Consider the following 24,580-nt stretch of genomic DNA (forward strand, 5'->3'; position numbering starts at 1 on the left):
CTGCCGTCCCAGGCCCCCGCGACCAGGGCCCGCCGCGGCGGCGTGCACCACGGCCGCGACCGGCCCACCGCCGCCCGTCAGGAGACCACGATGACCGAGCCAGCGATCGCCACATCCGAGCCCGTCGACACCCCCGCCCCGGCACAGCGGCGGGGCACTCCGGCCACGCCCACCCCGGCCGTGCCGGTGGCACCCGCGCCGACCTGGCTCGCCTTCTCCGCGCTGGCCTGGCTACTGCTGTCGCTGCTGGTCAACCGGACCGCGTTCACGCCGGGCAGCACCGACTTCAACCTCGCCCTGGCCGCCGTCGCCCTGCCCGGCCTGGTCCAGGCCAGCCTGGTCGCGGGCGTGGCCGTCTCCCTGTTCACCACCGGCTGGCTCGACGCCCACGGCAAGGCCCCGTCCACCGGCGTACGCTTCGCCGCGGGCATCGGCGCGGGACTGTTCGCCGGCGCCGTGGCCACCTCCGCCGCGCTGCTGGTCTTCGGCGTCCCCGCCGGCGCGGGCGGCGTGCTCGCCCTCACCGTCGGCCTCGCGGGCGCCCTCGGCGGCGCGCTCGGTGCCTGGAGCAACCGCCCGCTGCTGCGCGCCGGGGTCATCGCCGCCCTGTCCGTCATGGTCCTGGCGTTCGTGGCGCACCGCTTCGCCGACCCGCTGCTGCGCCTGTTCGGCGACGACGGCACCCCCGCCGGGCGGTACGCCGCCAACGGCTGGGTCGCGTTCACCCTGTCCCTGGTCTCTGGCATCACCGCCGGGCTGCTGGCGTTCTGGCGGCTGCGGGCGCTGTCGCGCCAGGCCGGGCAGCCGCCCCGCTGGCCGGTCTACCTGCTCGCGGGCGGCGCGGCCGGGCTCATGCTGGCCATCGCCGAGCTGTTCACCCGCCTCGGCGCGCCGTGGCTGCTCAGCATGGCCAGCACGGACGTCACCGGCGACCAGCTGTTCGAGAACATGGCGGCCGACTCGCGGCTGAACACCTGCCTGGTCGTGTTCTTCGTCGGCGCCATCACGGCGATGGTGGCCTACGGCCGTACCCTGCCCAAGGTCACCGCCGACGCAAACTGACGGGGCGCCCGCCCCCACCTAGCATTGACGCTGGCCTATCTAGAGGACGGATTTTCCGTTCCAGTCCTCTAGATAGGCCAGCGTCGATTTAAAACGGGTGTGTCGGCCGGCGGGCGTGGCAGCGCGGTGGCTACCGGTCAGGAGGCCAGGAGGTCGGCCAGTTCCTCGGGGGCGTACCAGAGGAGGTCCAGATCCTCGGCCGAGTCCACGGTGAACTGGGCGTCCGGGTCGCCCCCGGCAGCCCGCTCGACCACCTCGGCGGCCGCCGCCACGACCGGCTCGGCCTCCGGCTCGTCCACGTGGAACGAGGCGATGGCGGACCGGCGGACCGCGTCACGCAGCCGCACCGTGCTGGTGCCGAGCTCGCGACCGTCGGCGGTCACCTGGTCGGCGGGCACGTCGACGGAGACCACCACGCGGCGGCGCGGGGCGCTCGGATCGTCGCGCAGCAGGCGCAGGGCGTCCTGGGCGGCCCGCAGGAAGGCGACGAACTCCAGCTCCTCCTCGTCGCCCTCGGCGTACCACTCGCGCAGTGCCGGGGTGACCGCGTGTGCCGCGACGGGTGGGCGGCCCAGCTCGCCCGACTCCTGCAGGGCCGCTACCAGCGGCACGGTCGCGGGCAGATAGACCCGTACGAATTCTGCCGCCACTCGGTCACCTCCGGCTCGTCCGACCTGTCGGGGACAGTCTCGCATGTCCGGCACCGGGCACACCGTCACCCGCCATCCGATGGCAAACTAAAGCAAGTTGAAGCATCAGACCCCTCAGGAGAACCCCGCCATGAATCAGCCGCAGCCGCGCTTCCTCACCCTGGAGCAGGTCGCCGAGGAGCTGAGCACGTCGGCGGCGCAGATCTACGCGCTGGTGCGCCGCGGCGAGCTGCCCGCCATCAGGCTCGGCGGCCGTGGTCAGTGGCGCGTGGAGCGCGCCCGGCTGGAGGAGTTCATCGGCAAGCTCTACGACGAGACGCAGCAGTACGTCAAGGACAACCCCCTGTCCGGCGGCGAGGACTGAGAGTTATCCACAGGCATTGACCGTGCCCCATCCGTAGCCACAGAATTTCAAACGGAGGCAAACTCAAGCAAACTCAAGATCTAGGTGGTGAACCCATGACGGTGCTAGCGTCGCCGCCCGCCATCGCGCCGGGCGCGGTCCGCATCCACCGCGCGCCGCTGCTCGACCCGCCGTTCGACGACGAACTGCGCCCCACCACCTACCGGCCGGTCCGGCCCGAGCCACGCGAGGTGATCCCGCCCGAGGCGATCGCCGGGGCCTCGCCCGAGTGCCACACCACCGCGCTGCGCTTCCTCAACCTGTGCCTGGAGCTGTTCAACGGCTTCCGCGCCCCCAGCCAGCTGCGCCCGCTGCTGCGCGTCACCGAGGCCAACGACGTGCTCGACGAGCTGAGCCGCGCGGTGCGCCGCCTGGCCAAGATGCGCCTGTCGCGGCGCAACGCCACCGCGCGCACTCCCGTCCGCCGCCGACAGCTGCGCACCTGCGAGCCCCGGCCCGGCGTCGCCGAGGTCGCCGCCGTGCTCAGCGACGGCCACAGCACCTGGTCGATCGCGTACCGGCTGGAGCGCGACGGCACCACCTGGCGCTGCACCGCCCTCACCGTCCTGCTCTGACCGGCTCCTCCAGCCACGACTCCCGGGGCGGACGCCTGCCCGCACGGCACCAGGCGGCGGCCGTTCCGGGTTCCACCACCACTGGAGGGGAGGAGTGCGGCGCGCACGGCAGGGGCAGTCGGGCGCCGCACAAAAACGGGAGGACCGCCATCCAGGCGGTCCTCCCGTTCGTCTTCAGCCCCAACCACCGACCCGCGATCGGCCGCCGACCGCATCGGTAAAGGAGCGTGACATCGCGCAGCGATGTAGCGACGCGCCGATGCGGTCGGCTTCAAAGGCCGATCGCCGCGCCCGCGAAGGCGGGCGCCGGCAGCACAGCCGATCGCCGCGCCCGCGGAGGCGGGCGCCAGCAGCAGAGCCGATCGCCGCGCCCGCGGAGGCGGGCGCCAGCTATTCGGCGGAGCCGTGGCAGCGCTTGTACTTTTTGCCGGAGCCGCAGGGGCAGGGCGAGTTGCGGGAGGCCGGCGCGGCCACCGCGCCACGGCCACCGCGCGGGGACGGGCGGCGGTCGCCGTTGTTGTTGTTGCCGATGCCCAGGGCCGGAGCCTGCTGCACCTGCGGCGCGCCGGCGCCGGCGGCACCGTCGATCGTCGGCGAGGTGTACTGCAGCCCACGGCTCTGCTGGCGCTGCAGACCACGGGCCTTGATCTCGACGTGGGACTCGGAGTCGGGCAGCGGCACGCCCTCCTGCTGCGGGGCGGGGGCGTGCTCGTGCTCGACCTGGACCTCCAGGTTGAACAGGAAGCCGACCGCCTCCTCCTTGATGCCCTCCATCATCTGGGCGAACATGTCGAAGCCCTCGCGCTGGTACTCGACCAGCGGGTCGCGCTGGGCGTACGCGCGCAGGCCGACACCCTCCTGCAGGTAGTCCATCTCGTACAGGTGCTCGCGCCACTTGCGGTCGATGACGGCCAGCAGCACCTGGCGCTCCAGCTCCCGGGTCGCCTCCGAGCCGAGCTGCTGCTCGCGGCGCTCGTACGCCTCGTGCGCGTCCTGCTTGAGCCGCTCACGCAGGAAGTCGGCGTCGAACGTGTTGCGCGTGCTGCCGCTCTCCTCCTCCAGCTCGTCGAGCGAGACGCCGACCGGGTAGAGCTGCTTGAGGTTGGTCCACAGCTGCTCGAGGTCCCAGTCGTCGGCGTACTCCTTGCCGGTGCCGACCGTGCCGCCCATGACGTACGCCGTCACGACGTCGTCGATCATGCTCTGGACCTGGTCGTTCAGGTCCTCGCCGTCGAGCACGCGCTTGCGCTCGGCGTAGATCACCTGACGCTGCTTGTTCATGACCTCGTCGTACTTGAGCACGTTCTTGCGGATCTCGGCGTTCTGGGCCTCGATCTGCGTCTGCGCGCTGCGGATCTGACGGGTCACCATCTTCGACTCGATCGGCACGTCCTCGGGGATGTTGAAGCGGTCCATGACCGCCTCCACCGCGCCGGAACGGAAGCGCCGCATCAGGTCGTCCTGCAGCGACAGGTAGAACCGCGACTCGCCCGGGTCGCCCTGACGGCCGGAACGGCCGCGCAGCTGGTTGTCGATACGGCGGGACTCGTGGCGTTCGGTGCCCAGCACGTACAGACCGCCCGCGGCCTGCACCTCCTCGGCCTCGGCCTTGCAGGCCTCCTCCCAGCCCGGGAGGATCTCCTCGTACGCCTTGTAGTAGTCGTCGCCGTGCTCCTCCTCGGTGAGCCCGCGCTGGCGCAGCTCCGCCGCGGCCAGGAACTCCGGGTTACCGCCGAGCAGGATGTCGGTACCACGACCGGCCATGTTGGTGGCGACCGTGACGCCTCCCTTGCGGCCGGCCTGCGCGACGATCTCCGCCTCGCGGGCGTGGTACTTGGCGTTGAGGACCGAGTGCGGGATGCCCTTGCGGCGCAGCAGCTGCGACAGGATCTCGGAGTTCTCCACCGACACCGTGCCGACCAGCACCGGCTGGCCGGTCGCGTGGCGCTCGGCGATGTCCTCGACCACGGCCTGGAACTTGGCCTTCTCGGTCTTGTAGATGACGTCCGACTTGTCCTGGCGGACCATCGCCCGGTGGGTCGGGATGCTCACCACGCCGACGTTGTAGACCTTGTTGAACTCGCCCGCCTCGGTCTGGGCGGTACCCGTCATGCCGGAGAGCTTCTCGTACATGCGGAAGTAGTTCTGCAGGGTGACCGTCGCGAGGGTCTGGTTCTCCTGCTTGATCTCGACGCCTTCCTTGGCCTCGATCGCCTGGTGCATGCCCTCGTTGTAACGACGGCCGTGCAGGATGCGACCGGTGAACTCGTCGACGATCAGGACCTCGCCCTCGGAGACGATGTAGTCCTTGTCGCGCTTGTAGAGCTCCTTGGCCTTGATGGCGTTGTTGAGGTAACCGACGAGCGGGGTGTTGACCGACTCGTACAGGTTGTCGATGCCCAGGCGGTCCTCGACGCGGGACACGCCGCGCTCGGTGACGGCGATGGTGCGCTTGGCCTCGTCCACCTCGTAGTCGCCGGAGCCGTCCTTGCCGCGCTCCAGCCGGGCGACGACCGCCGCGAACTCGCCGTACCACCGCTGCGACTGCTCGGCCGGGCCGGAGATGATCAGCGGCGTCCGCGCCTCGTCGATGAGGATCGAGTCCACCTCGTCGACGATCGCGAAGCCGTGGCCGCGCTGCACCATGTCGGCGGCGGACCAGGCCATGTTGTCGCGCAGGTAGTCGAAGCCGAACTCGTTGTTCGTGCCGTAGGTGATGTCGCACTCGTACGCCGCGCGGTGCTCGTTGGCGGGGCGGTTGGGCAGCACCACGCCGACGGTCAAGCCGAGGAACCGGTGCACCCGGCCCATCCACTCGGCGTCGCGCTGGGCCAGGTAGTCGTTCACGGTGATCACGTGGACGCCGTTGCCCGACAGCGCGTTGAGGTACGCCGGGAGCGTCGACACCAGGGTCTTGCCCTCACCGGTCTTCATCTCGGCGATGTTGCCGAAGTGCAGCGCGGCGCCGCCCATGATCTGGACGTCGTAGTGCCGCTTGTGCAGCACCCGCTTGGCCGCCTCCCGCACCGTGGCGAAAGCCTCCGGGAGCAGGTCGTCCAGGGTCTCCCCGTCGGCCAGACGCTCGCGGTACTGGTCGGTCAGCGCCCGCAGTTCGGCGTCGGTGAGGTCGGTGTAGTTCTCCTCGATGGAGTTCACGGCCTCAGCGATAGCCTTCAACCGACGAAGCATGCGCCCTTCGCCGGCACGCAGGATCTTCTCGAAAATCGACACGGGTGTTCAACGCTCCCTAGACAGTCTGCCGACCCATCGTAGGCGCATCGGACGCGGAATCGTCACCCCTGGGGGAGAGAGCCACCAAGATCGGACAAGAAGTCCCAAAGTTCCCGCACGTCATCGCCCTAGAACCAGCGTGCGCCCAGCGCCCCGGGTATGTCAGGGTTGCCGCCATGGCTTTCCGTTACGACGCGCCCCAGCCCGTGCTGCACACAGTCACCGAGGCGGGCGAGAAGATCACGTTGCGCCCCGCCGAGCTGAAGGACGCCGCAGGTGTCCTGGCCACCTGCACCGACCCGGAGACCCTGCGCTGGACCACCGTCCCGCTCGGCTACGACCACGAGATGGCGGCCGGTTTCGCCACCGAGTACGCGCCGGGCTGGTGGCAGCGCCACGAGGGCGCCTGCTGGGTCGTCGCCGACGCCGAGGACACCTACGTCGGGCAGCTCGACCTGCGCATCGGCAAGGACCCCGAGGTCGCCGATGTGGGCTTCGTCACCGCGCCGTACGCTCGCGGCCGCGGCTACATGACCGCCGCCCTGCGCGCCGCGGCCGAGTACGGGCTACGCGAGCTGGGCGTGGTGCGCGTCGAGTGGAAGGCGCACGTCGGCAACGAAGGCTCGCGCCGCGTGGCGGAGAAGGCGGGCTTCAGCTTCGAAGGGGTGCAGCGCAGCGGGTGCGCGCACCGCGGCGAGCGGCGTGACGCGTGGACCGCGGCGCTGGTGCGGGAGGACCTGGCATGAGTGAGGCGGTCGTCGACGGGGGCGCGGTGCGACTGCGCCCGTGGACCGACGCGGACATCGAGGACAGGGCGCGGGCCTGCGACGACCCGGAGATCGCGCGGTACCTGCCGGATCTGGCGTCGCCGCACACCACCGACGACGCCCGCCGGTGGATCGCCGAGGGTGCCCCGGCGACCTGGCAGGCGGGCGGCGCGGCCTGGGCGGTCGTCGACCCGGCCACCGACCGCCTGCTCGGCGGGGCGAGCATGCTGCCGGTCGGGCCGTCGCGCAACCACGCCGCGATCGGCTACTGGACGGCGCCGTGGGCGCGCCGTCAGGGGGTGGCCGTCGCGGCGGCCCGCGCGGTGGCGGACTGGGCCCTGCGCGAGCGCGGCTGCGTCCGCCTGGAGCTGCTCACCGCGGCCACCAACGCGGCCAGCCAGCGGGTGGCGCTGGCGGCGGGTTTCACCCGGGAGGGGGTACGGCGCGGCGCCGGGACCGACCGGTCGGGAGCGCAGACGGACCTGACCGCGTTCGTCCGGCTCGCCGCCGACTCCGGTGACCGGGTCGCCCCGGGCCTGCCCGACTTCCCCGGCGGGCAGCTGACCGACGGCCGGGTGGTGCTGCGGCGGCTGACCCTGGCCGACGCCGATGACGTGTACGCCCTGCAGAGCCTGCCCGAGGTCGCCAAGACCAACCTGGGCGGCCCGATCACCCCGGAGCACCTGCGCTACCGCTGTGAGCGGGCCGAGTCGGAGTGGCTGGCGGGCGCCCGCGCCGACTGCGCCATCCTCGACGCGGCCACCGGCGCGTTCGCGGGCGACATCGGCCTGTTCTACCAGGAACCCTTCACCCGCCAGGCGCTGATCGGCTACGGCCTGCGGCCGGAGTTCCGGGGCCGGGGCATGGCCACCAGCGCGGCGCGCCTGATCAGCGACTGGGCCCTGGAGCAGGCCGGGATCATCCGGGTGTGCGCGGGGACGTTCCCCTACAACGAGGCGTCGCGCAACGTGCTGCGGCGGGCCGGGTTCGAGCAGGAGGCCTACCTGAAGGCCAAGCTGCCGGGCCGCGACGGCGGGCGAATCGACGACATCCAGTTCGTACGGATCGCGGAGCAGTACCGCTGAGCAGGCAAAAGGACGGTGACCCGGCCCCCGGCGGTGCGAGACCACCGGGTGCCAGGTCACCGTTCCCAGAGGAGGGTGACCACGAGCAACGTCACCAGGCGAGGGTGAGCAGGCCGTAGTCGTAGGCCCGACGGCGGTAGACCACGCAGGGCCGGCCGCTGTCCTTGTCATGGAACAGGTAGAAGTCGTGCCCGACGAGCTCCATCTGGTAGAGCGCGTCGTCGATCGTCATCGGTTCGCCGGAGAACTCCTTCTCTCGCACGATGTGCCAGGGCTGCTCCTCGTCTTCCATCGTCGCGACGGAACCGGTACGGGACAGCGAAGCGGCGGCGAGGTCACCGGGGGGTTCGAAGAGAGGCAGTCCCGCGGTCGCGGCGGCGACGGAGATCGGCGCGCGGCGGCCGCGGTGCACCCGGCGGCGGTCGGCCGCCTTGCGCATCTGGCGGTCGAGACGTTCGATGGCCATGTCGAGTGCGCTGTAGAAGTCACCGGCGGCGCCGACGGCGCGGATAACGGGACCGCGGGTGACACAGGTGATCTCAACGTGCTGGCAGGAATCGGCTTGGCGCGGGTTGCGCTCGTGGATTAGCTCGACGTCGATTTCAATGATCTTCTGGTCGTAACGCTCGATCTTCTGCAGCTTGTCGGCCACGTGCACCTTGTAGTGCTCGGGCACTTCGACGTTACGACCCTTGACCTCGATGTCCACGCCTGACCTCCCACGGTCTGTCCGAAAAACTGGACACCCCGGCGATCTGCTCCGGGGCGCACTTACGTAAGCCCCTTCCGACGCTCGTGCCACCTCTTACAGTGGCCTCCATCAGGTGGTTGGCTTCTGACGCTAGCCGCTGGACAGCCTCTCGTCATCCCTTGTACCAAGACTGTTTTGACGAGATTCGCCCTTTCGGTACCACGCGTCACCGAGCCGTCACCGGCTGCCGATCAGGCCATTATGCGGAAGTTTCCGGCATATTTCTCGGTCAGGCACGGGTCCGGCGTGTCGCGGCGAGAGTGACGCATGCATCAACCCGTACCCCCGCATTCGCCAAACATGCCGCCGCGGCCGAAAGAGTCGCGCCCGTGGTGATGATGTCGTCGAGCAGCACCACCACCGACCCGGCGGCGGCCCGGCGCGCCGCGGCCAGCTGGCCCGGCGCCGTGGTGAACCCACCCAGCGCGGCCAGCGCCCGCTGCGCCGAGCTCAGCTGGGTAGAGTCGGCCTTGGGCAGGGCGCGCAGCGGCTGCGCCACCCCGACCCGGCGGCCCGCCTCGCGCAGCCGGGCGGCTGTGCCCCGCGACAGCAGCAGCATGTGGTCGCCATGGCGCGCCCGCGCCGCCGCGGCCGTGTCCGGCACGTGCAGCAGCAGCACCGGGGAGCTCGGCACCACGGCGGCGACCGCCTCGGCCAGCAGCGCGCCCAGCGGCCGGGCCAGCCGGTGCCGACCGCGTTCCTTGTACGCCAGCAGCAGCTCCCGCAGCCGCCCGTCGTAGTCGCCGAGGGTGACGCACTCGGGCAGGCCGTCCGGCGCGGGCTGCGGCCGGGTGGGCCGGGCCCGCAGGCCCTCCAGCTCGCGGGCGCAGCCTTCGCAGACCTCGAACCGCAGCGGCAGGCCCTCCTGCCCGCACCCGGCGCAGGCGGCGGGCAGCACCAGGTCGCTCAGCGCACCCCACAGGGCGGTCGCGGCGGCACCCGCCCGAGCACGGCGGACCCCCGGCGGCACGGCTCAGCCCTCGAAGCAGGCGGCGGAGACGGTCGGCGGCGTCGGCGGGCTGGGCGAGGCCGTGGGCGAGAGTGCCGAGGCCGAGGCCGAAGGTGTGGGCGTGGGCGACGACACCAGGAACTGGCTCAGTGGCTCAGGGTCGCGGATGGTGTTGCCGAACACCTGGTACGCCGAGCCGTCCATGTCGAGCAGCAGGTTCAGGCCCGGACCGGTGATCGGGTTGTCGACGTACGCGACCAGGTTCGAGATCTCGGTGTGCAGCCGGGCCGGGCTCAGCTTGTCCGAGCGCAGCACCCCGTCCACGGTGATCTCGAAGAGCAGCACCTCCTGGTCGGGGCTGAGCCCGGCGATGACCAGGTGGTCCTCCTTGGTGAAGGCCACCCCCTTCAGGTCGCTGAGCCCGGTCGGCACCAGTCTCGGCTGGCCGATCGAGAACGAGGTGACCCGGTTGGAATCGCGGATCAGCGTGGCCACGTACAGCTTTCCGCCGATGACCAGCGCCATCCGGCGGCCGTCGGGGGCCACCGACATCGCGGTGACCTTGCCGGGCAGTCGTTCGGCGTGCACGGGCGCGTGCCCGCCCTCGACGTCCACGGCATAGATCTCGCCGTTCACGATCACCAGGAGTTTGGACTTGCCACGGTCTAGCCAGGTCGGTGCCGACATGCTCTCGCCGTCAAGCCCGCTGTACAGGATCCGGTCGACCGCGCCGATCCACAGCTGGTGGTGGCCGTAGCGCTTGCGCACCAGCGCCACCGCCTCCGCCCGGCGCGACACCGCGGCGACGACAACGTTCTGGTTGACGTTGCCCAGCGCCAGCGGCGCGGTGGCCGGGCCCGAGCGCAGGCGGTGCAGGCTGCCGTCGACCACCGCGTAGCGGCGCGGCTCGTCCGCCAGCGTGCCCTCGAGCACCGCCGCGTTCTTCGACAGGTAGGCCGTGCTCGTGGTGACGGGCACGCCCTCGGTGCGCAACTGCAGGCCACGGTTGGAGCGGTCCGGCCGCAGGGTCCACCACAGCTGCGCGGCCAGGTTGTCCAGCGCGGTCGCGTCGGAGACGCTGGCGGTCAGGTTGACCGTCACGTTGTCGGCGCTCAACGTGATGTTGCCCCGCCGCGCGGTGCCCTCGGGCAGGCGCGCCACCGCCCGGTCCAGCCACGACGACGGCCCGTTGACCAGCCATTCCAGCAGTCGGTTGCCCTGCTGTTCCGGCGGCACCGCGCGCGGCAGGTAGCGCAGGTCGGGCACGAGCGTCGAGGCGTCCCCGCTGCTGAGGAAGTAGATGGGCCGCACGTCGTAGTATTTCGCCACCGCCGTGTCGATGAGCAGCAGGTCGTTGGGCGGCTTGGTGATGACCAACCCCGGCCCGGTCGCCGACTTCTCCACCTCGATGGTGTAGGTCTTCTGGGTCAGCCGGGGCGGCTCGATCCGCCCGTCCGGCGTCAGCACGCCGAGGTGCTGCACCGAGAAGTAGACGCCCTTGACGTCGGTGCGGGTCGGCTGCGTGGTGAGCCGGACGAGGTTCACCTCGGTGCCGGGACTCCACTCCTCGATCGCCGCGGGGCTGAGGTAGCTCTTGAGCACCTCCATCACCTGCGCGTGCGAAGCCTGCGTCCCGTGGTCGCCCGCCGACGCCTGGAGAAACTCCGTCACCAGCACGCTGGGCACCTCGGTGGGTGTGCGCTTGGGCGGAGTGGCCAGGGCGGCCGGCGCCACGCCGGGTCCGGCCGTGGGGCCCGGCCCATCGCGCACCACCTCGTCGCCGGGGCTGATGCCGCAGGCACCCAACGCCAGCGCGGCGCCGGCCCCGGAGAACAGGCCGAGCAGGCGGCGCCGGTCAAGCCCGGTCACGCCGCGGCTCCCTGCGGACGCGCCCGGTCCTGCGCACCGTCGCGCGGGGCGGGCAGCTCGGCGGGCACCAGCGGCAGCGGCGAGCCGACGAGGCGGCCGCCGGCGCGCACGGGCAGGGTCAGCCGGAACTGGGCGCCCCGGCCGGGCGCGCCCCAGGCCTCCAGCCAGCCGCCGTGCAGGCGGGCGTCCTCCAGGCTGATGGACAGCCCGAGGCCGGTGCCGCCGGTCTGCCTGGCCCGGGACGGGTCGGCCCGCCAGAACCGGTTGAACACCAGCTTCTCCTCCCCCGCCTTCAGCCCCACGCCGTGGTCGCGCACCGTGATCGCGACGGCCCGGTTGTCCACCCCCAGCGTCACCACCACCGGCTTGCCCTCGGCGTGGTCGACCGCGTTGCCGACCAGGTTGCGCAGGATGCGCTCCACCCGGCGACCGTCGATCTCCGCGATCACCGGCGGGTCGGGCGCGACCAGCTCCAGCGACACGTTCAGGCGCTCGGCGACCGGCTCCAGTCGCTCGGTCACCCGGCGCACCACGGTGACCAGGTCCGTCGGCTCGGCGTCAAGCATGGCGAACCCCGCGTCGAAGCGGCTGATCTCCAGCAGGTCGGTCAACAGCTCCTCGAACCGATCCAGCTCGCCCAGCAGCAGCTCGGCGCTGCGGGCCACGGCCGGTTCGAAGCTGTCGCGCTCGGAGTGGATCAGGTCGGCCGCCATCCGGACGGTGGTCAGCGGCGTACGCAGCTCGTGCGAGACGTCGGAGGTGAACCGCCGCTGCAGGCGCGACATCTCCTCCAGCCGGACGATCTGCCGCTGCAGGTTGGCCGCCATCTGGTTGAACGCGTCCGCCAGCAGGGCCAGCTCGTCCTCGCCCTTGACGGCCATCCGCTGGTCGAGCAGGCCTGCCGACAGGCGCTGGGCGGTCCGGGCGGCGACGCGCACCGGGCTGACCGTCGCCCGGGTGACCAGCGCCGTCACGACCCCCAGCAGGAGGACCAGCGCCGCGCCGATGTAGTTGATGGTCGACCGGATGTCCTCGGCGATGGCCATCTGGCTGTCGACGGGGAAGAGGTAGTAGAGCTGCACCGAACCGTGCTTCCAGCGGGTCGGGACGGGCGAGCCGTACACGAGGTAGGTGCCCTGGCCCTCGTCGCCGCCTAGGTCGGCGGTGACGTACTGATGGCTGGACCCGCCCGCCATCACGTCGTCCTCCAGGGCCTTGGTGATGGCCTTGCCGACGTCGTGACCCTGCGGCCACACCAGGCCCTCGCTGGGCAGCGTCCGCGCGGGCTCGTCCTTGAACCGCATCGCCACCACCACGCCGCTGGCGTCCGAGCGCTGCCCGGCCAGGGAGCTGAGCAGCAGCGTGATGTCTTGGGTGATCTTGGGGTCCTCGGCGGTGAGCATGATGTTCATCTGCTCGGTCGCGTCGACGACGCCGTTGTCGAACCGCTGCTTGGCCTCCTGCCCGACACCGCCCAGCAGCGCGTCGGTGCTGCGCTTGGCGACCAGGTAGCCGAACCCGCCGACCAGCACGCTGGAGGACAGCAGGGTGATGGTGACCATGCGCAGCTGCAGCGAGCGGCGCCAGGTGCGCCGACCCTGCCGCAGCACGGGCGCGACCTTGCGTGCCGCCGGGCGCAGCGCGGGCACCCGGGCGGCCCGGCGGACCAGGCGGCCGAGCCCGGTCGCCAGCCGGGCGGCCCGCGAGGCGGACGCGCCGGAGCGGCCGTCGTCGTCGCCCTCGGCGGCGCTGGACAGCAGGTCGGGGCGGGGGGCGGGGGTGGTCACAGCGTGGGCAAGACTAGCTGGTCCCGGCCTTGTAGCCCACCCCGCGAACCGTCAAGATGATCTCTGGACGCTCCGGGTCCGGCTCGATCTTGGCGCGCAGCCGCTGCACGTGCACGTTCACCAGTCGGGTGTCGGCCGAGTGCCGGTAACCCCAGACCTGCTCCAGCAGCACCTCGCGGGTGAACACCTGGCGCGGCTTGCGGGCCAGCGCCACCAGCAGGTCGAACTCCAGCGGCGTCAGCTTCACCTCGTCGCCGTTGCGGGTCACCGTGTGCGCGGGCACGTCGATGACGATCTGGTTGTTCGGCGGCCCGATGGTCAGCAGCTCGGGCGTGACGTCCTCACCCCGGCGCAGCCGCGCCCGCACCCGGGCGACCAGCTCCTTGGGCTTGAACGGCTTGACCACGTAGTCGTCGGCGCCGGACTCCAGCCCGAGCACCACGTCGACGGTGTCGCTCTTGGCGGTCAGCATCACGATCGGCACCCCGGACTCGGCGCGGATCGCGCGGCACACGTCCAGGCCGCTCATCCCCGGCAGCATCAGGTCCAGCAGCACCACGTCCGGGCGCGCCTCGCGGAACGCCGCCAGCGCGCGCTCACCGTCGGCGACGAACGCCGGGACGAACCCCTCGCTGCGCAGCACGATGCCGAGCATCTCCGCCAGGGCGGGATCGTCGTCCACAACCAGGACTCGGGCCCTCATCCATTTGCTCCAGGCAGCATCAGCTCGTTCATGTCGTCCAATATTCCATCCCATCCCGCAAGACACGAACCGCCTTCGCGGATCTCGTCCGATCGGCCAGGGTGGGGACCCCGCGACCGGCCACGCCCCGCGAGGGTGGGACCACGCGACTGGCCTCGGCGTGCCAGGATGACGGGCGCTGCCCCACCCCCACCCCGACACCCCCTCGGAGCACCTCTTGGACCGCGCCGCGCCGGCCGCGCACCAGCCGCCGTACGAGCGAGCCGTGCCGCTTCGCCCGCTCACCCTCGGCGAGCTGCTGGACGCGGCGATGCAGCTGGTGCACCGCAACGGGCGGACGCTGCTCATGGTGGCCGCCGTGCTGGCCGCACTCGAGCAGCTGGTGCTGTACCCGATCCGGCTCGGCGAGGGCTACCACCCGGCCTCGGGCCCACCCGACCTGTTCTCCGGGTACTGGACGGTGTTCGCGCTCGGCATGGGCCTGGAAGCGATGATCATCACGGCGCTGGGCCTGGTGACCGGCCGCGCCGTGGTCGCCGACGTCGCGAGCGTGCCCGCGCGCCAACTCGGCCGGTTCCGCCCCGGCATCATCGCCAAGACCGCCCTGCTCGCGCTGATCGCGGGCGTGCCCGCGCTGCTCGGCGCGTTCCTCGGGCCGGTGTGGCTGGTCGGCTACCCGCTGTTCGGGCTCGCCGCGGTCGTGCTGTACGTCGAACGCCAGGGCCTGTTCCGGACGCTGGGCCGAGCCAGTGCCGTCGCCTTCCGGGGCGGCTTGCGCGTGCTGGGCGTGCGGGTGCTGGGCTACCTCGCCTGGGCCCTGCTGCGCTTCGGCTTCTTCCTCGGCGTCGTGGCCGGGCAGGACTTCCTCTCGCTGGACAACGCGGACTACGACTGGGTGCTGATCCCGAGCTTCGTGCTGGCCAACACCGTGGCGTACGCCTGCCTGGCCGCCCTGGACGCCGCGTTGCTGATCGAGTCGCGCGCCCGGGTCGAGGGCCTGGACATCTGGCTCAACCGGGCCGCGCTGCGCCGCCCGCTCTCCGCCGACCTGCTGGCGGCCACGCGATGAGGTGGTGGAACGAGACGGTCGCCGCCTGGAGCGACCAGATGTCGCTGGGTCTGACGCTGCTGTGCCTGCTCGTGCTCGCCGGGGTGACCGGCCTGCTCTGGTACACCTGGCCCGCCTGGCTGCCGAACCGGTGGAACCTGCGCCAGGGCTGGGGCAGCCGCGCCAAGCGCGCCAAGCGCGCCGAGGAGCCCATCGTGGTCACCGAGGAGCAGCTCGACGCCGTCGAGGCGGCGGTCGAGGAGCTGCCGGAGGTCGCCCCCGTCGTCTTCACCACGCTGGCCGACCGGCTCGCCGCCCAGGGGCGCTACGCCGAGGCGGTCCGGGAGCGGCTGCGCGCCATGGTGCGCGAGCTGGTCGACCGCGACGTGGTCACCAACCAGCCGGGGCTGACCGTGACCGAGCTGGCCCGTGCGGCGGGCACCGCCCGGCCCGAGATCGCCCCCGCGGTGACGACCGCGACCGAGACCTTCTCCACCATCTGGTACGGCAAGCGCCCCGCCACCGCCGACCACGACGCCGCGGTCAGGGACTGCCTCGACCGCGTCCACGAGCAGCTGCGAGGCCGGGCATGACGCCTGCGAAGAAGCGCCGCCGCTGGCGGCTGGTCCTGCCGTTCGTGCCCGTGGTGGCGGTGGTCGCGGTCGCGCTGACCGCCCACGCGGTCGAGCAGACCGATCCGAGCGAGGCCACGTACCTCGCCCCCACCTCGCCCGCCGACCAGGGCGGCCGCGACCTGGCCGAGCTGCTGCGCGCCCGGGGCGTCAGCATCCTCACCGACACTCGCACCGGCGACGCGCTCGCGCGCATGAAGCGGCTGGGCAGCGACGTCACCCTGTTCATCCCCGCGCCGCGCTTCGTCCATCCCGACTACCGCGACGTCGTCGACCTGGCGCCGGACGGGGCCACCGTGGTGCTGGTCGAGCCGGGTTCGGAGCTGGGCGACTTCGTGCCCACGCTGGGCGTGGCCGACCGCCGCTGGGCCACCGCGGTGACCGGGCCGGGGCCGGACTGCCCGCTCACCACGGCCGCTCCGGCCGCGGTGGCCCGCACCCGATACCTCAAGGTCAAGAACAGCAGCAAGGAGCCGGTCTTCTGCTACGAGCACGGCCTCGCGCAGCTGAATTACAACGGCGTCGAGTTCATCGCGGTGGGCAGCGACGACCCGTTCCGGGCCGATCGGCTCGCCGAACACGACAACAGCCGGTTCGCCGCCGATCTGCTCAGCAGGCACCGGACCCTGATCTGGCTGGACCTGCACACGTTGGAGAGCCCGCGACCGACCAGCCCGACCGTGGTCGTGACGACTTCCCCGTCGCCCGGCGCGACACTCCCGCCCGACGTCGTCTACGAGCGGCCGAACACCGAACCCGGCGAGCAGTCCGACGACGGTGACAACCGCGACAGCCCGCAGTCGTCCTCCGACGACTGGACGCCGCCGAGCCCGTTCCCGGACTGGACGTTCTGGACCGTGCTGCTGCTCCTGGTCGCGGGCGTGCTGCTGGCCCTGGCGAAGGGGCGGCGGCTGGGTGCTCCGGCCGTCGAGCCGCTGCCGGTCGAGGTGCGCGGCGCCGAAACCGCGCTCGGCCGCGCCCGCCTCTACCTGCGCGCCCGTGCCCGGGGTCCCGTGTTGGACGTGCTGCGCGCCGACGCCCGGGTCCGCCTGCGCACCGCGCTGGGGCTGCCGTCGACCGCCGACCGGCAGCAGCTGGTCGACGCGCTGGACGCGCGCCTGCCCGGCCGCCGCACCGAACTCGACCGGCTGCTGTACGGCAACGAGCCCACCTCCGAGAGCGAGCTGCACGCTCGCGCCACCGAACTGAAGACGCTGGTCGAGACCGTGACCGGCACCCGCATCAACGAAGGAGAACACCGGTGACCGAGCCGCTGACGTTCGAACCCGCCGACCCGGCCCGCGAGGCGCTCGGCCGGCTGCGTACCGAGGTCGCCAAGGCCGTGGTGGGGCAGGACGGCGTGGTGGCCGGGCTGGTCATCGCCCTGCTGTGCCGGGGGCACGTGCTGCTGGAGGGGCCGCCGGGGGTGGCCAAGACCCTGCTCGTACGCAGCCTCGCCGCCGCGCTCGAACTGGACATGAAGCGGGTGCAGTTCACCCCCGACCTGATGCCCGGCGACGTGACCGGCTCGGTCATCTACGACCCGCGGACCACCGAGTTCCAGTTCCGCCCCGGGCCGGTCTTCACCAACCTGCTGCTGGCCGACGAGATCAACCGGACGCCCCCCAAGACCCAGTCCTCGCTGCTGGAGGTCATGGAGGAGCGCCAGGTCTCCGCCGACGGGGTGAGCCGCCCGCTGCCCGAACCGTTCCTGGTCGCCGCGACCCAGAACCCGGTCGAGCACGAGGGCACCTACCCGCTGCCCGAGGCGCAGGTCGACCGGTTCCTGCTCAAGCTGACCGTGCCGCTGCCCACCCGGGACGAGGAGCTGGGCGTGCTGCGCGCCCACCACTCCGGCTTCGACCCGCGTGACCTGCGGGCGGTGGGCATCCAGCGGGTGGCCGGGGCCGCGGAGCTGGCGGCCGCGCGCGAGGCGGTCGGCAAGGTCACCGTCGCCGACGGCGTCATGGCGTACATCGTGGACATCTGCCGGGCGACCCGGGCCATGCCCTCGGTCGAGCTGGGGGCTTCGCCGCGCGGCGCCACCTCGCTGCTGGCCACCGCCAAGGCGTGGGCCTGGCTGGCCGGGCGGGACCACATCACGCCCGACGACGTGAAGGTGATGGCCCGGCCGACGCTGCGGCACCGGCTGCGGCTGACCCCGGAGGCGGAGCTGGAGGGTGTCACCGCGGACGCGGTGCTCGACTCCGTGCTGGCCACCGTCCCGACGCCCCGCTGATGCCCACCGCACGCACCGCCGCGCTGGCGGCCCTGGGCACCGTCGGGGTGATCTTCGGGTCGATCCTGGGCGTCTATCCGTCGGCCGTGTTCGCCGTGCTGCTGGTCCTGCTCGCCCTGCTGGTGCTGCTGGACCGGTCGCTGGCGGCCGACCCGCGGCGGCTGACCCTGGCCCGCTCCGGCGCCACCACGGTCCGGCTCGGCGAGAGCACCCAGGTCACGCTGTCGGTGCGCAACCCGACCCAGCGGCCGGGCGAGCTGCTGATCCGCGATGCCTGGGTGCCGTCGGCGGGCGCGTCGGACGAGCCGTACCAGCTGCGGCTGCCCGCGGGTGCGACCGCGCTGCTGCCGACCGCGCTCACCCCGACCCGACGCGGCGACCGACCCGCCGCGCGGGTGACCGTGCGCAGCCGGGGACCGTTCGGCCTGGCGTTCCGGCAGGCCGATCACGACGTGCCGTGGACCCTGCGGGTGCTGCCGCGCTTCGCCTCCCGCAAGCACCTGCCGGAGAAGCTGTCGCGGCTGCGTACCGTCGAGGGCGCCACCGCGATCCGGGGCCGGGGCCAGGGCAGCGAGTTCGACGTGCTGCGCGAGTACGTTCCCGGCGACGACGTGCGCTCCATCGACTGGCGTGCCACCGCCCGGCGCGGCGACGTCATGCTGCGCACCTGGCGGCCGGAGCGGTCTCGCCGGGTCGTCTGCGTGCTCGACACCGGCCGCACCAGCGCGGTCCGGGTCGGCGACGAGCCGCGCCTGGATGCGGCGATGGAGGCGGCGCTGCTGCTGGCCGCGGTTGCCCGCGAGGCCGGTGACCAGGTCGATCTCATCGCCGCCGACCATCGGGTCCGGGCCGTGGTCACCGCCACGCAGAGCCGGTCGCTGCTGCCGCGCCTGGTCGACGCGGTCGCGCCGCTGCAGCCCGCGATGGTCGAGACGGACTTCGAGCTGATCACCAGCGAGGTGCTGCGACGCGAGCGCAAGCGCAGCCTGGTGGTGGTGTTCACCGCCCTGGAGCCGGGCGCGCTGGGTGAGGGCCTGCTGCCGGTGCTGCCGAAGCTGGCGGCACGGCACCGGGTGCTGATCGCGGCCGTGCACGATCACGCGCTCACCGAACTGGCCGCCACCCCGCTGGACGCTCCAGGCGACGTCTACGCCGCGGCGGCCGGGACGCGGGCGCTGGCCGACCGCGAGCGCATCGCGAGCGCGCTCAGCCGCAACGGGGTCACCGTGCTCGACTTCCCGGCCGACGTGTTCGCCAGCCGGGTCACCGACGCCTACCTGGACCTGAAGGCCTCAGGCAAGCTCTGACGACTCGGGCGCGGCGGCCTCGGCCCGCTGCGCCCGAGCGCCGAGCACGAAGACGTACGCCAGGAACGCCAGCCAGACCACCAGCCCGATCGCGTCCCGGACCAGCAGCGGCAGCGGCGACGGGGTCACGAACGACTCCAGGAACCCGGCCACCGCGAACACGCCGACCAGCCCCAGCGCGGCCACCATGCTCTGCACCGCCGTGGCGGCCAGCGACTGGCCCCGGCTCAGGCCGGGCGAGGGCACGATCCAGGACCAGCCCAGGCGCAGCCCGATCCCGGCCGACACGAAGATGCCGGTCAGCTCCAGCAGGCCGTGCGGGGCGATCAACCCGAAGAACTGCTCCGCGCCGCCGTGGCCGATCATGATGCCGCCGACCAGGCCGAGGTTGAGCGCGTTCTGCCACAGCAGCCAGAACACGGGCAGGATGGCCACGCCCGAGGCCAGGCACTGCAGCGCGATCCAGGCGTTGTTGGTCCACACCAGCGTGCCGAAGACATGATGGTCGTACTCGCTGTAGTAGTCGGCGAAGTCGTGCTCGACCAGCTGCTGGATCTCGCCCGCGCCCAGCCCGAACTGCGCGGCCACGCTGGTGTCCTCGATGACCCAGACGGCCAGGATGGCCGAGACCGCGAAGAAGGCCAGGGCGGACGCGATCCACCAGCGGCGGGCGACGTACAGGCTCAGCGGCAGGCTGTGCGTGAAGAAGCGGGGAACGCTGCGCCAGTCGAACGCGGTCGGTCCGGTGATCGCCCCACGGGCCGCCAGCACCAGTCGCGACAGCTCCGCCACCAGCGCGGGGTCCGGAGTGCGGCTACGGACCACCGACAGGTGCGTGGCCACCCGCTGGTACAGCAACACCAGTTCGTCGGCCTCGGCCGCGCTCAGGCGGCGCCGACGGCGGCTCAGCGTGTCCAGCCGGCGCCACTCGCCCCGGTGCTCGGCGACGTACGCATCCAGGTCCACTGCTCGTCCTCCCCCGGCGCGGGAGGGGTCCGCGCCGACCGGCAGCCTAGCGGGGACAGCCCAGTCGGGTGTGCCTGTGATTCACTGTGCCGGTGCGACAGGGCGACACCACAGCGGCGGGTCTGGTCAGCGGCGAGGCAGTGCACCTGGAGGTGCGCCTGGCGCGGGCCGGATCCCGCGTGCTCGCCCTGATGCTGGACATGTTCGTGCAGATCTTCCTGATGATCGTGCTGGCGTCGCTGCTCACCCTCGTCCTGCTGCTGCTCGGCTTCACCTCGGCGGCGCCGCCGATCGCGTGGGTGCTGACGTCGGCGCTGGCCCTGGTGGTCTACCCGGCGGTGCTGATGGTGCTGACCCGCGGGCGGTCGGTGGGCAAGCTGGCGATGGGCCTTCGGGTGGTACGCGACGACGGCGGCCCGGTCACCCTGCGCCACGCCTTCACCCGCGCCCTGGTCGGCACGGTGCTGGAGTGGCCCGGCGTGCTGCTGCCGGTGAGCTGGGCGGCGAGCCTGGGCGTGCTCATCGGCTCCGCGAAGGCCAAGCGCCTGGCCGATCTGGCCGCGGGCACCATCGTCATCCACGACCGCACTCCGCAGAGCTGGGGCTGGGTGCCCAGCACCCCGCAGTTCCTGCAGGAGTGGGCGGCGACCCTGGACCTGACCGACCTCGACGACGAGCTGGCCCTGGCGGCCCGGCACTTCCTGGCCCGCAGCCGCGGCCTGCGCGAGCCGTACCGCACCCGGCTGGGTCAGGCCCTGGCCACCGAGATCCTGGCCGTCACCACGCCGCCGCCACCGCCGAACACCCCGGGTTGGGTCTATCTGGCCGCGATCGTCGGCGAGCGGCACCGCCGCTCGGCGCTGCGGCTGGCCCGCAACCGCGCCAGCCACGCCGCGCTGTGGCCCCAGCTGTTCCCCGCCCTGCCGACCCAGCCCACGCCCGCCACCGCGGCAGTGGTCCCGGCCACCGCCCCGGCCACGGTCCCGGCCGCCGACACGGCGCTGCGCACCGCCGCGCCGACCGCCTGACCCCGCGCATACGAACGCCGCCTCGGTCCCGACCGGGGCGGGTCGGGTCCGAGGCGGCGCCGGCCGAGCGGGGTCTGCCGCTCAGTTGAAGAGGCCGCTGCCCCAGAAGTCGCCTTCCTTGGCGACGCCGGGCGGGCAGGCCCACAGGGCACTGGAGGTGTGCCGGATGTACTCGTTGAGCGTGTCGTGGCGGGCCAGGTTGCGCTGCACGGGCACGAACTGCTTGCGCGGGTCGCGCTGGTAGGCCATGAAGAACAGGCCCGCGTCCAGCCGTCCCAGCCCGTCGGAGCCGTCGACGAAGTTGTAGCCGCGCCGCAGCAGGTGGGCGTCGCTGTTCTGCGCCGGGTGCGCCAGCCGGACGTGGGCGTCCATCGGGATCGTCGGAGTGCCGTCGGCGCCCTTGGCCGCGAAGTCGGGCTCGTCGAACTCCTTGCGCTGCCCCAGCGGCGCGCCCTCGCCCTTGTCCCGGCCGAAGATCGCCTCCTGCTCCGTCAGCGAGGTCCGATCCCAGGTCTCGATGAGCATCCGAATGCGGCGGGTCACCAGGTAGCTGCCCCCGGCCATCCACGCCGCGCCGTCGTCGGCGTGCGCCCACAGCTGCTCGTCGAGCAGCTTGCCGTCCTCCAGCTTGAGGTTGCGGGTGCCGTCCTTGAAGCCCATCAGGTTGCGCGGGGTGACCTGCGCCCGCGAGGTGCTGGAGGTGCGACCGAAGCCGAGCTGCGAGTAGCGCACGCTGACCACGCCGAAGCCGATGCGGGCCAGGTTGCGCACCGCGTGTACGGCCACCTGCGGGTCGTTGGCGCAGGCCTGGACGCAGATGTCGCCGCCGCTGATCTCCGGCTTGAGCGCGTCGCCCGGGAAGTGCGGCAGGTCCTCCAGCGCGGCGGGGCGCTTGTCGGCGATGCCGAACCGGTCGACCCCGTCGGCGTCGCGGAACAGCGATGGGCCGAAGCCGATGGTCAGGGTGAGCCCGGAGGCGGGCAGGCCCAGCGCCTCGCCGGTGTCGTCCGGCGGCGCCTCCGGCTGGCCGCCGACGGCGCCGAGCAGCCCCGCGTCGCGGCCCGCGGTCATCCGCGCCGCCGCGGCGGACCACTCGCGCAGCATCTCGACCAGGCGGGCCCGGTCCTTGGTGATCACGTCGAAGGCGACGAAGTGCAGCCGGTCCTGCGCCGGGGTGACGATCCCGGCCTGGTGCGGCCCGTAGAAGGGCACCGGGGCGCCCGGCGAGGCGGCGGCCGGGTCGGGGCTGTCGTTCATCATCGCCGAGCCCACGGCCACGGCTCCGGCCACACCGGCGATGCCGACACCGGCGGCGGTCAGGGCGGTACGTCGCGATACCACGTGGGTCACGTCCCTTCGGGGGTGGAAGAAGCCCCGCGCCGCCGGAGGGCGCCACGGGACTCGGGCGTCACTTGGAGATGACCGCGGCGATCTTGCTGATCGGCTCGGCCAGCGCGTTGATCACGTCGGTGAGCTCCTTCAGGTCGGCCTGGCTCAGCGCGGTGTGCAGCTTCCAGCCGTCGCCGTCGCGGTGCTTGGCCAGGGTGTCGTCGACCGTCTTGAACGCGGCGTCGAGGCCGGCCACCAGCTCGGGGGCGCGCTCCTCCAGGGTCGGGCGCAGCGCCTGCACGGCGGCCTTGGAACCCTCCACGTTGGCGGCGAAGTCCCACAGGTCGGTGTGCGAGTAGCGGTCCTCCTCGCCGGTGATCTTGCCGCTGGCGACCTCGTCGAGCAGCTCCTTGGCACCGTTCGCGAGCTGGAGCGGGGACAGCTTCTCGGCGTTGGCCTTGGCCACGATCTCCTTCACGTCGACCAGCAGCTGGTCGGCGATCGGACCGGACTTGCCGATGTCGTTCTTCTCCCACAGGTCCTGCTCGAGGCGGTGGAAGCCGGTGAAGGCCATCCCCTCCTCGATCACCTCGGCCCGGCCGTCGATCTTCGGGTCCAGGTCGCCGAAGATCTCGGCCACCGGCTCGATGCGCTCCCAGTACGTGCGCGCGATCGGGAACAGCGCCTTGGCCTTGGCCACATCGCCGGCCTTGACCGCCGCGACGAACTCCTCGGTCTTGGGCAGCAGCGCCGCGGTCTGGCTCTGGATGTAGCGCTGGTAGTTGGCGCTCGCCTCGGCCAGCTTCGCGTCGGCGGTCAGCGGCGCGGCCGAACCCGTCGCCTTGAACGCGCCCCGGATGCCCTTGCCGATCATGCCCGGCTTGCAGGCGGTCTCGTACGTCCCGGCGGGCAGCTCCACCCGCAGCTCACGGGTCAGCCCCGGGGCGATGTTCTCCACCTCGCCCATGACCCGGTCGCCCGCGGCGTACACATAGAACTCGGTGACCTTGGCGCCGGAGTTGGTGATGTTGAAGGTCACCGTGCCCGCGGCGTTCTCGCCCCGAGCGACCTCGCAGCTGGTGTCGGTCGCCTTGACCGCGATCGGCCCGGTGGTGTCGCCGGGGGCGGCAGGCTCCGGGTCGGTGGTGCACGCGGTCAGGCCCAGGCCGAGCACGGCCACGGCGGTCAGGGCGGGAAGCTTGCGCATCGGTCGGGCTCCTGTGGTTCCGGGGTGGGGTTCAGATGGTTCCGAGGTTCGGTGCGGACCGCGTCGAGGGGTACGCGGCGGACGCCGCTCAGGCGGGCTGGTGCGACGACCCACCGGCGGCGTCGCCGCTGACGGGGGTCGGCTCGGCGACGGTCGAGGGCGTGGTCTTGGCCGCGGGCGACGACGGCCGCCCGACCAGGAAGAGCACGAGCACGGGTACCGCGTACCCGACCCAGGCGATGGTCTCCAGCACCGTCGGCGCCGGGGTGATGTTGAACATGCCGCGCAGCAGCTCGGCGTACCAGGTGGTGGGGTCGAGCGCGCCGGTGATGTCGAACGCGTAGTCGTTCAGGCCCGGCAGGATCCCGGCCTCGAGCAGATCGTGCACGCCGTACTTGAGGATGCCCGCGGCGACCAGCACCAGCAGCACGCCGGTCCAGGTGAAGAACCTGGTCAGGTTGATTTTCAGGGCGCTGCGGTACATCAGGAAGCCCAGCAGCACGGAGGTGGCGATGCCGCTGACGATGGCCACCACCGACCAGGTGGAGGCGGCGCCCTGGACCGTCGCGAAGAAGATCAGCGCGGTCTCCAGGCCCTCGCGCGCCACGGCCAGGAACGCCGTCACCACGACGGCCAGCGGGCCGAGCTGGATCGCGGCACTGAGCTTGGTCCGCAGGTCGCCCGCGATCGAACGCGCGGCGCGGCGCATCCAGAAGATCATCCAGGTGACGAAGACGACGGCGACGATCGAGGTGATCGCCTCGAACAGCTCCTGGCGCTTGAACTCCAGGTTGGCGCTGGTGAACTGCAGCAACGCGGCGAAGCCGACCGAGAGCGCGGCGGCCACGCCGACGCCCGACCAGACGTACGGCAGGCGGGTGCGCAGATCCGATTTGACCAGGAAGGCGACGAGGATCGTCACCACCAGGGTCGCTTCGAGTCCCTCGCGTAGCCCGATCAGGTACGTGGCGAGAAAGACGTTGCCGTTCACG

At 72.3% G+C, this 24,580-nt stretch carries 22 protein-coding genes; 11 read left to right on the forward strand and 11 right to left on the reverse strand.

Annotated elements, in window-relative coordinates:
- The first annotated feature begins 90 nt into the window (after positions 1–90).
- Positions 91–1,062, forward strand: a complete 972-nt coding sequence (locus tag KUA19_RS04920) for a hypothetical protein (RefSeq protein WP_217394899.1) — start codon at positions 91–93, stop codon at positions 1,060–1,062.
- Between the two features lie 137 nt (positions 1,063–1,199).
- On the opposite strand, the gene KUA19_RS04925 is transcribed toward KUA19_RS04920, so the two are convergent.
- Complete coding sequence (locus tag KUA19_RS04925) at positions 1,200–1,712, reverse strand: DUF6912 family protein (protein ID WP_217394900.1); 513 nt, start codon at positions 1,710–1,712, stop codon at positions 1,200–1,202.
- Between the two features lie 130 nt (positions 1,713–1,842).
- Between KUA19_RS04925 and KUA19_RS04930 the strand changes: the two genes are divergently transcribed.
- Together KUA19_RS04930 and KUA19_RS04935 are read left to right on the forward strand one after the other, a co-directional pair.
- A complete protein-coding gene (locus tag KUA19_RS04930; RefSeq protein ID WP_217394901.1) occupies positions 1,843–2,076 on the forward strand; it encodes a helix-turn-helix transcriptional regulator in 234 nt (77 codons plus the stop codon).
- A gap of 95 nt (positions 2,077–2,171) precedes the next feature.
- Positions 2,172–2,690, forward strand: coding sequence for an Rv3235 family protein (locus tag KUA19_RS04935; protein ID WP_217394902.1), 519 nt, complete (start codon positions 2,172–2,174; stop codon positions 2,688–2,690).
- Positions 2,691–3,080: 390 nt separating this feature from the next.
- Here the strand turns inward: KUA19_RS04935 and secA are convergent, their stop codons facing one another.
- On the reverse strand, positions 3,081–5,921 hold the full coding sequence (secA, locus tag KUA19_RS04940; protein ID WP_217394903.1) for a preprotein translocase subunit SecA: 2,841 nt from the start codon (positions 5,919–5,921) through the stop codon (positions 3,081–3,083).
- Positions 5,922–6,097: 176 nt separating this feature from the next.
- On the opposite strand from secA, the gene KUA19_RS04945 reads away from it, so the two are divergent.
- Together KUA19_RS04945 and KUA19_RS04950 are read left to right on the forward strand one after the other, a co-directional pair.
- Positions 6,098–6,667, forward strand: coding sequence for a GNAT family N-acetyltransferase (locus tag KUA19_RS04945; protein WP_217394904.1), 570 nt, complete (start codon positions 6,098–6,100; stop codon positions 6,665–6,667).
- Positions 6,664–7,773: a GNAT family N-acetyltransferase gene (locus KUA19_RS04950; protein ID WP_217394905.1), complete on the forward strand. Its 1,110-nt coding sequence runs from the start codon at positions 6,664–6,666 to the stop codon at positions 7,771–7,773. The genes KUA19_RS04945 and KUA19_RS04950 overlap by 4 nt, the downstream gene beginning before the upstream one ends.
- 91 nt (positions 7,774–7,864) lie before the next feature.
- Here KUA19_RS04950 and hpf read toward each other — a convergent pair whose 3' ends face one another.
- From hpf to mtrA, 5 genes are all read right to left on the reverse strand, one after another.
- Entirely contained in the window at positions 7,865–8,482 is a 618-nt protein-coding gene (gene hpf, locus KUA19_RS04955) for a ribosome hibernation-promoting factor, HPF/YfiA family (RefSeq protein ID WP_217394906.1), read from the reverse strand.
- Between the two features lie 271 nt (positions 8,483–8,753).
- A complete protein-coding gene (locus tag KUA19_RS04960; RefSeq protein WP_308167338.1) occupies positions 8,754–9,494 on the reverse strand; it encodes a ComF family protein in 741 nt (246 codons plus the stop codon).
- Between the two features lie 3 nt (positions 9,495–9,497).
- Complete coding sequence (locus KUA19_RS04965; RefSeq protein WP_217394907.1) at positions 9,498–11,342, reverse strand: LpqB family beta-propeller domain-containing protein; 1,845 nt, start codon at positions 11,340–11,342, stop codon at positions 9,498–9,500.
- Positions 11,339–12,904 (reverse strand): MtrAB system histidine kinase MtrB, encoded by a 1,566-nt coding sequence (gene mtrB / locus KUA19_RS04970; RefSeq protein ID WP_217395341.1) that lies wholly within the window; start codon positions 12,902–12,904, stop codon positions 11,339–11,341. Before mtrB ends, KUA19_RS04965 begins: the two co-directional genes overlap by 4 nt.
- A gap of 238 nt (positions 12,905–13,142) precedes the next feature.
- On the reverse strand, positions 13,143–13,832 hold the full coding sequence (gene mtrA, locus KUA19_RS04975; RefSeq protein ID WP_217394908.1) for an MtrAB system response regulator MtrA: 690 nt from the start codon (positions 13,830–13,832) through the stop codon (positions 13,143–13,145).
- A gap of 217 nt (positions 13,833–14,049) precedes the next feature.
- Here mtrA and KUA19_RS04980 point away from each other — a divergent pair, with 217 nt between their 5' ends.
- Genes KUA19_RS04980 through KUA19_RS05000 form a run of 5 tightly spaced genes read left to right on the forward strand, consistent with a single transcriptional unit; the run spans position 14,050 to position 19,058 of the window.
- On the forward strand, positions 14,050–14,901 hold the full coding sequence (locus KUA19_RS04980; RefSeq protein WP_217394909.1) for a hypothetical protein: 852 nt from the start codon (positions 14,050–14,052) through the stop codon (positions 14,899–14,901).
- Positions 14,898–15,473 (forward strand): DUF4129 domain-containing protein, encoded by a 576-nt coding sequence (locus tag KUA19_RS04985; protein ID WP_217394910.1) that lies wholly within the window; start codon positions 14,898–14,900, stop codon positions 15,471–15,473. The genes KUA19_RS04980 and KUA19_RS04985 overlap by 4 nt, the downstream gene beginning before the upstream one ends.
- Entirely contained in the window at positions 15,470–16,777 is a 1,308-nt protein-coding gene (locus KUA19_RS04990; protein WP_217394911.1) for a DUF4350 domain-containing protein, read from the forward strand. The genes KUA19_RS04985 and KUA19_RS04990 overlap by 4 nt, the downstream gene beginning before the upstream one ends.
- Complete coding sequence (locus KUA19_RS04995) at positions 16,774–17,751, forward strand: AAA family ATPase (RefSeq protein ID WP_308167339.1); 978 nt, start codon at positions 16,774–16,776, stop codon at positions 17,749–17,751. Before KUA19_RS04990 ends, KUA19_RS04995 begins: the two co-directional genes overlap by 4 nt.
- Positions 17,751–19,058, forward strand: coding sequence for a DUF58 domain-containing protein (locus tag KUA19_RS05000; RefSeq protein ID WP_217394912.1), 1,308 nt, complete (start codon positions 17,751–17,753; stop codon positions 19,056–19,058). The genes KUA19_RS04995 and KUA19_RS05000 overlap by 1 nt, the downstream gene beginning before the upstream one ends.
- On the opposite strand, the gene KUA19_RS05005 is transcribed toward KUA19_RS05000, so the two are convergent.
- A complete protein-coding gene (locus KUA19_RS05005) occupies positions 19,044–20,024 on the reverse strand; it encodes a stage II sporulation protein M (protein WP_217394913.1) in 981 nt (326 codons plus the stop codon). The two genes, KUA19_RS05000 and KUA19_RS05005, sit on opposite strands and share 15 nt — an antisense overlap.
- A gap of 92 nt (positions 20,025–20,116) precedes the next feature.
- Between KUA19_RS05005 and KUA19_RS05010 the strand changes: the two genes are divergently transcribed.
- Positions 20,117–21,052 carry an RDD family protein gene (locus KUA19_RS05010; protein ID WP_308167340.1) on the forward strand — a complete coding sequence of 312 codons (936 nt, stop codon included), beginning with the start codon at positions 20,117–20,119 and terminating at the stop codon, positions 21,050–21,052.
- 81 nt (positions 21,053–21,133) lie between these two features.
- Here the strand turns inward: KUA19_RS05010 and efeB are convergent, their stop codons facing one another.
- The 3 genes from efeB to efeU all read right to left on the reverse strand — a co-directional run bounded on the left by efeB (position 21,134) and on the right by efeU (position 24,579).
- Positions 21,134–22,402: an iron uptake transporter deferrochelatase/peroxidase subunit gene (gene efeB / locus KUA19_RS05015; RefSeq protein ID WP_217394914.1), complete on the reverse strand. Its 1,269-nt coding sequence runs from the start codon at positions 22,400–22,402 to the stop codon at positions 21,134–21,136.
- Between the two features lie 58 nt (positions 22,403–22,460).
- Positions 22,461–23,588, reverse strand: coding sequence for an iron uptake system protein EfeO (gene efeO / locus KUA19_RS05020; protein ID WP_217394915.1), 1,128 nt, complete (start codon positions 23,586–23,588; stop codon positions 22,461–22,463).
- An 88-nt stretch (positions 23,589–23,676) separates the two neighbouring features.
- Complete coding sequence (gene efeU / locus KUA19_RS05025; protein WP_217394916.1) at positions 23,677–24,579, reverse strand: iron uptake transporter permease EfeU; 903 nt, start codon at positions 24,577–24,579, stop codon at positions 23,677–23,679.
- Position 24,580: the final 1 nt, after the last annotated feature.

Source organism: Catellatospora tritici (assembly GCF_019083965.1).
GTDB classification, from domain to species: domain Bacteria; phylum Actinomycetota; class Actinomycetes; order Mycobacteriales; family Micromonosporaceae; genus Catellatospora; species Catellatospora tritici.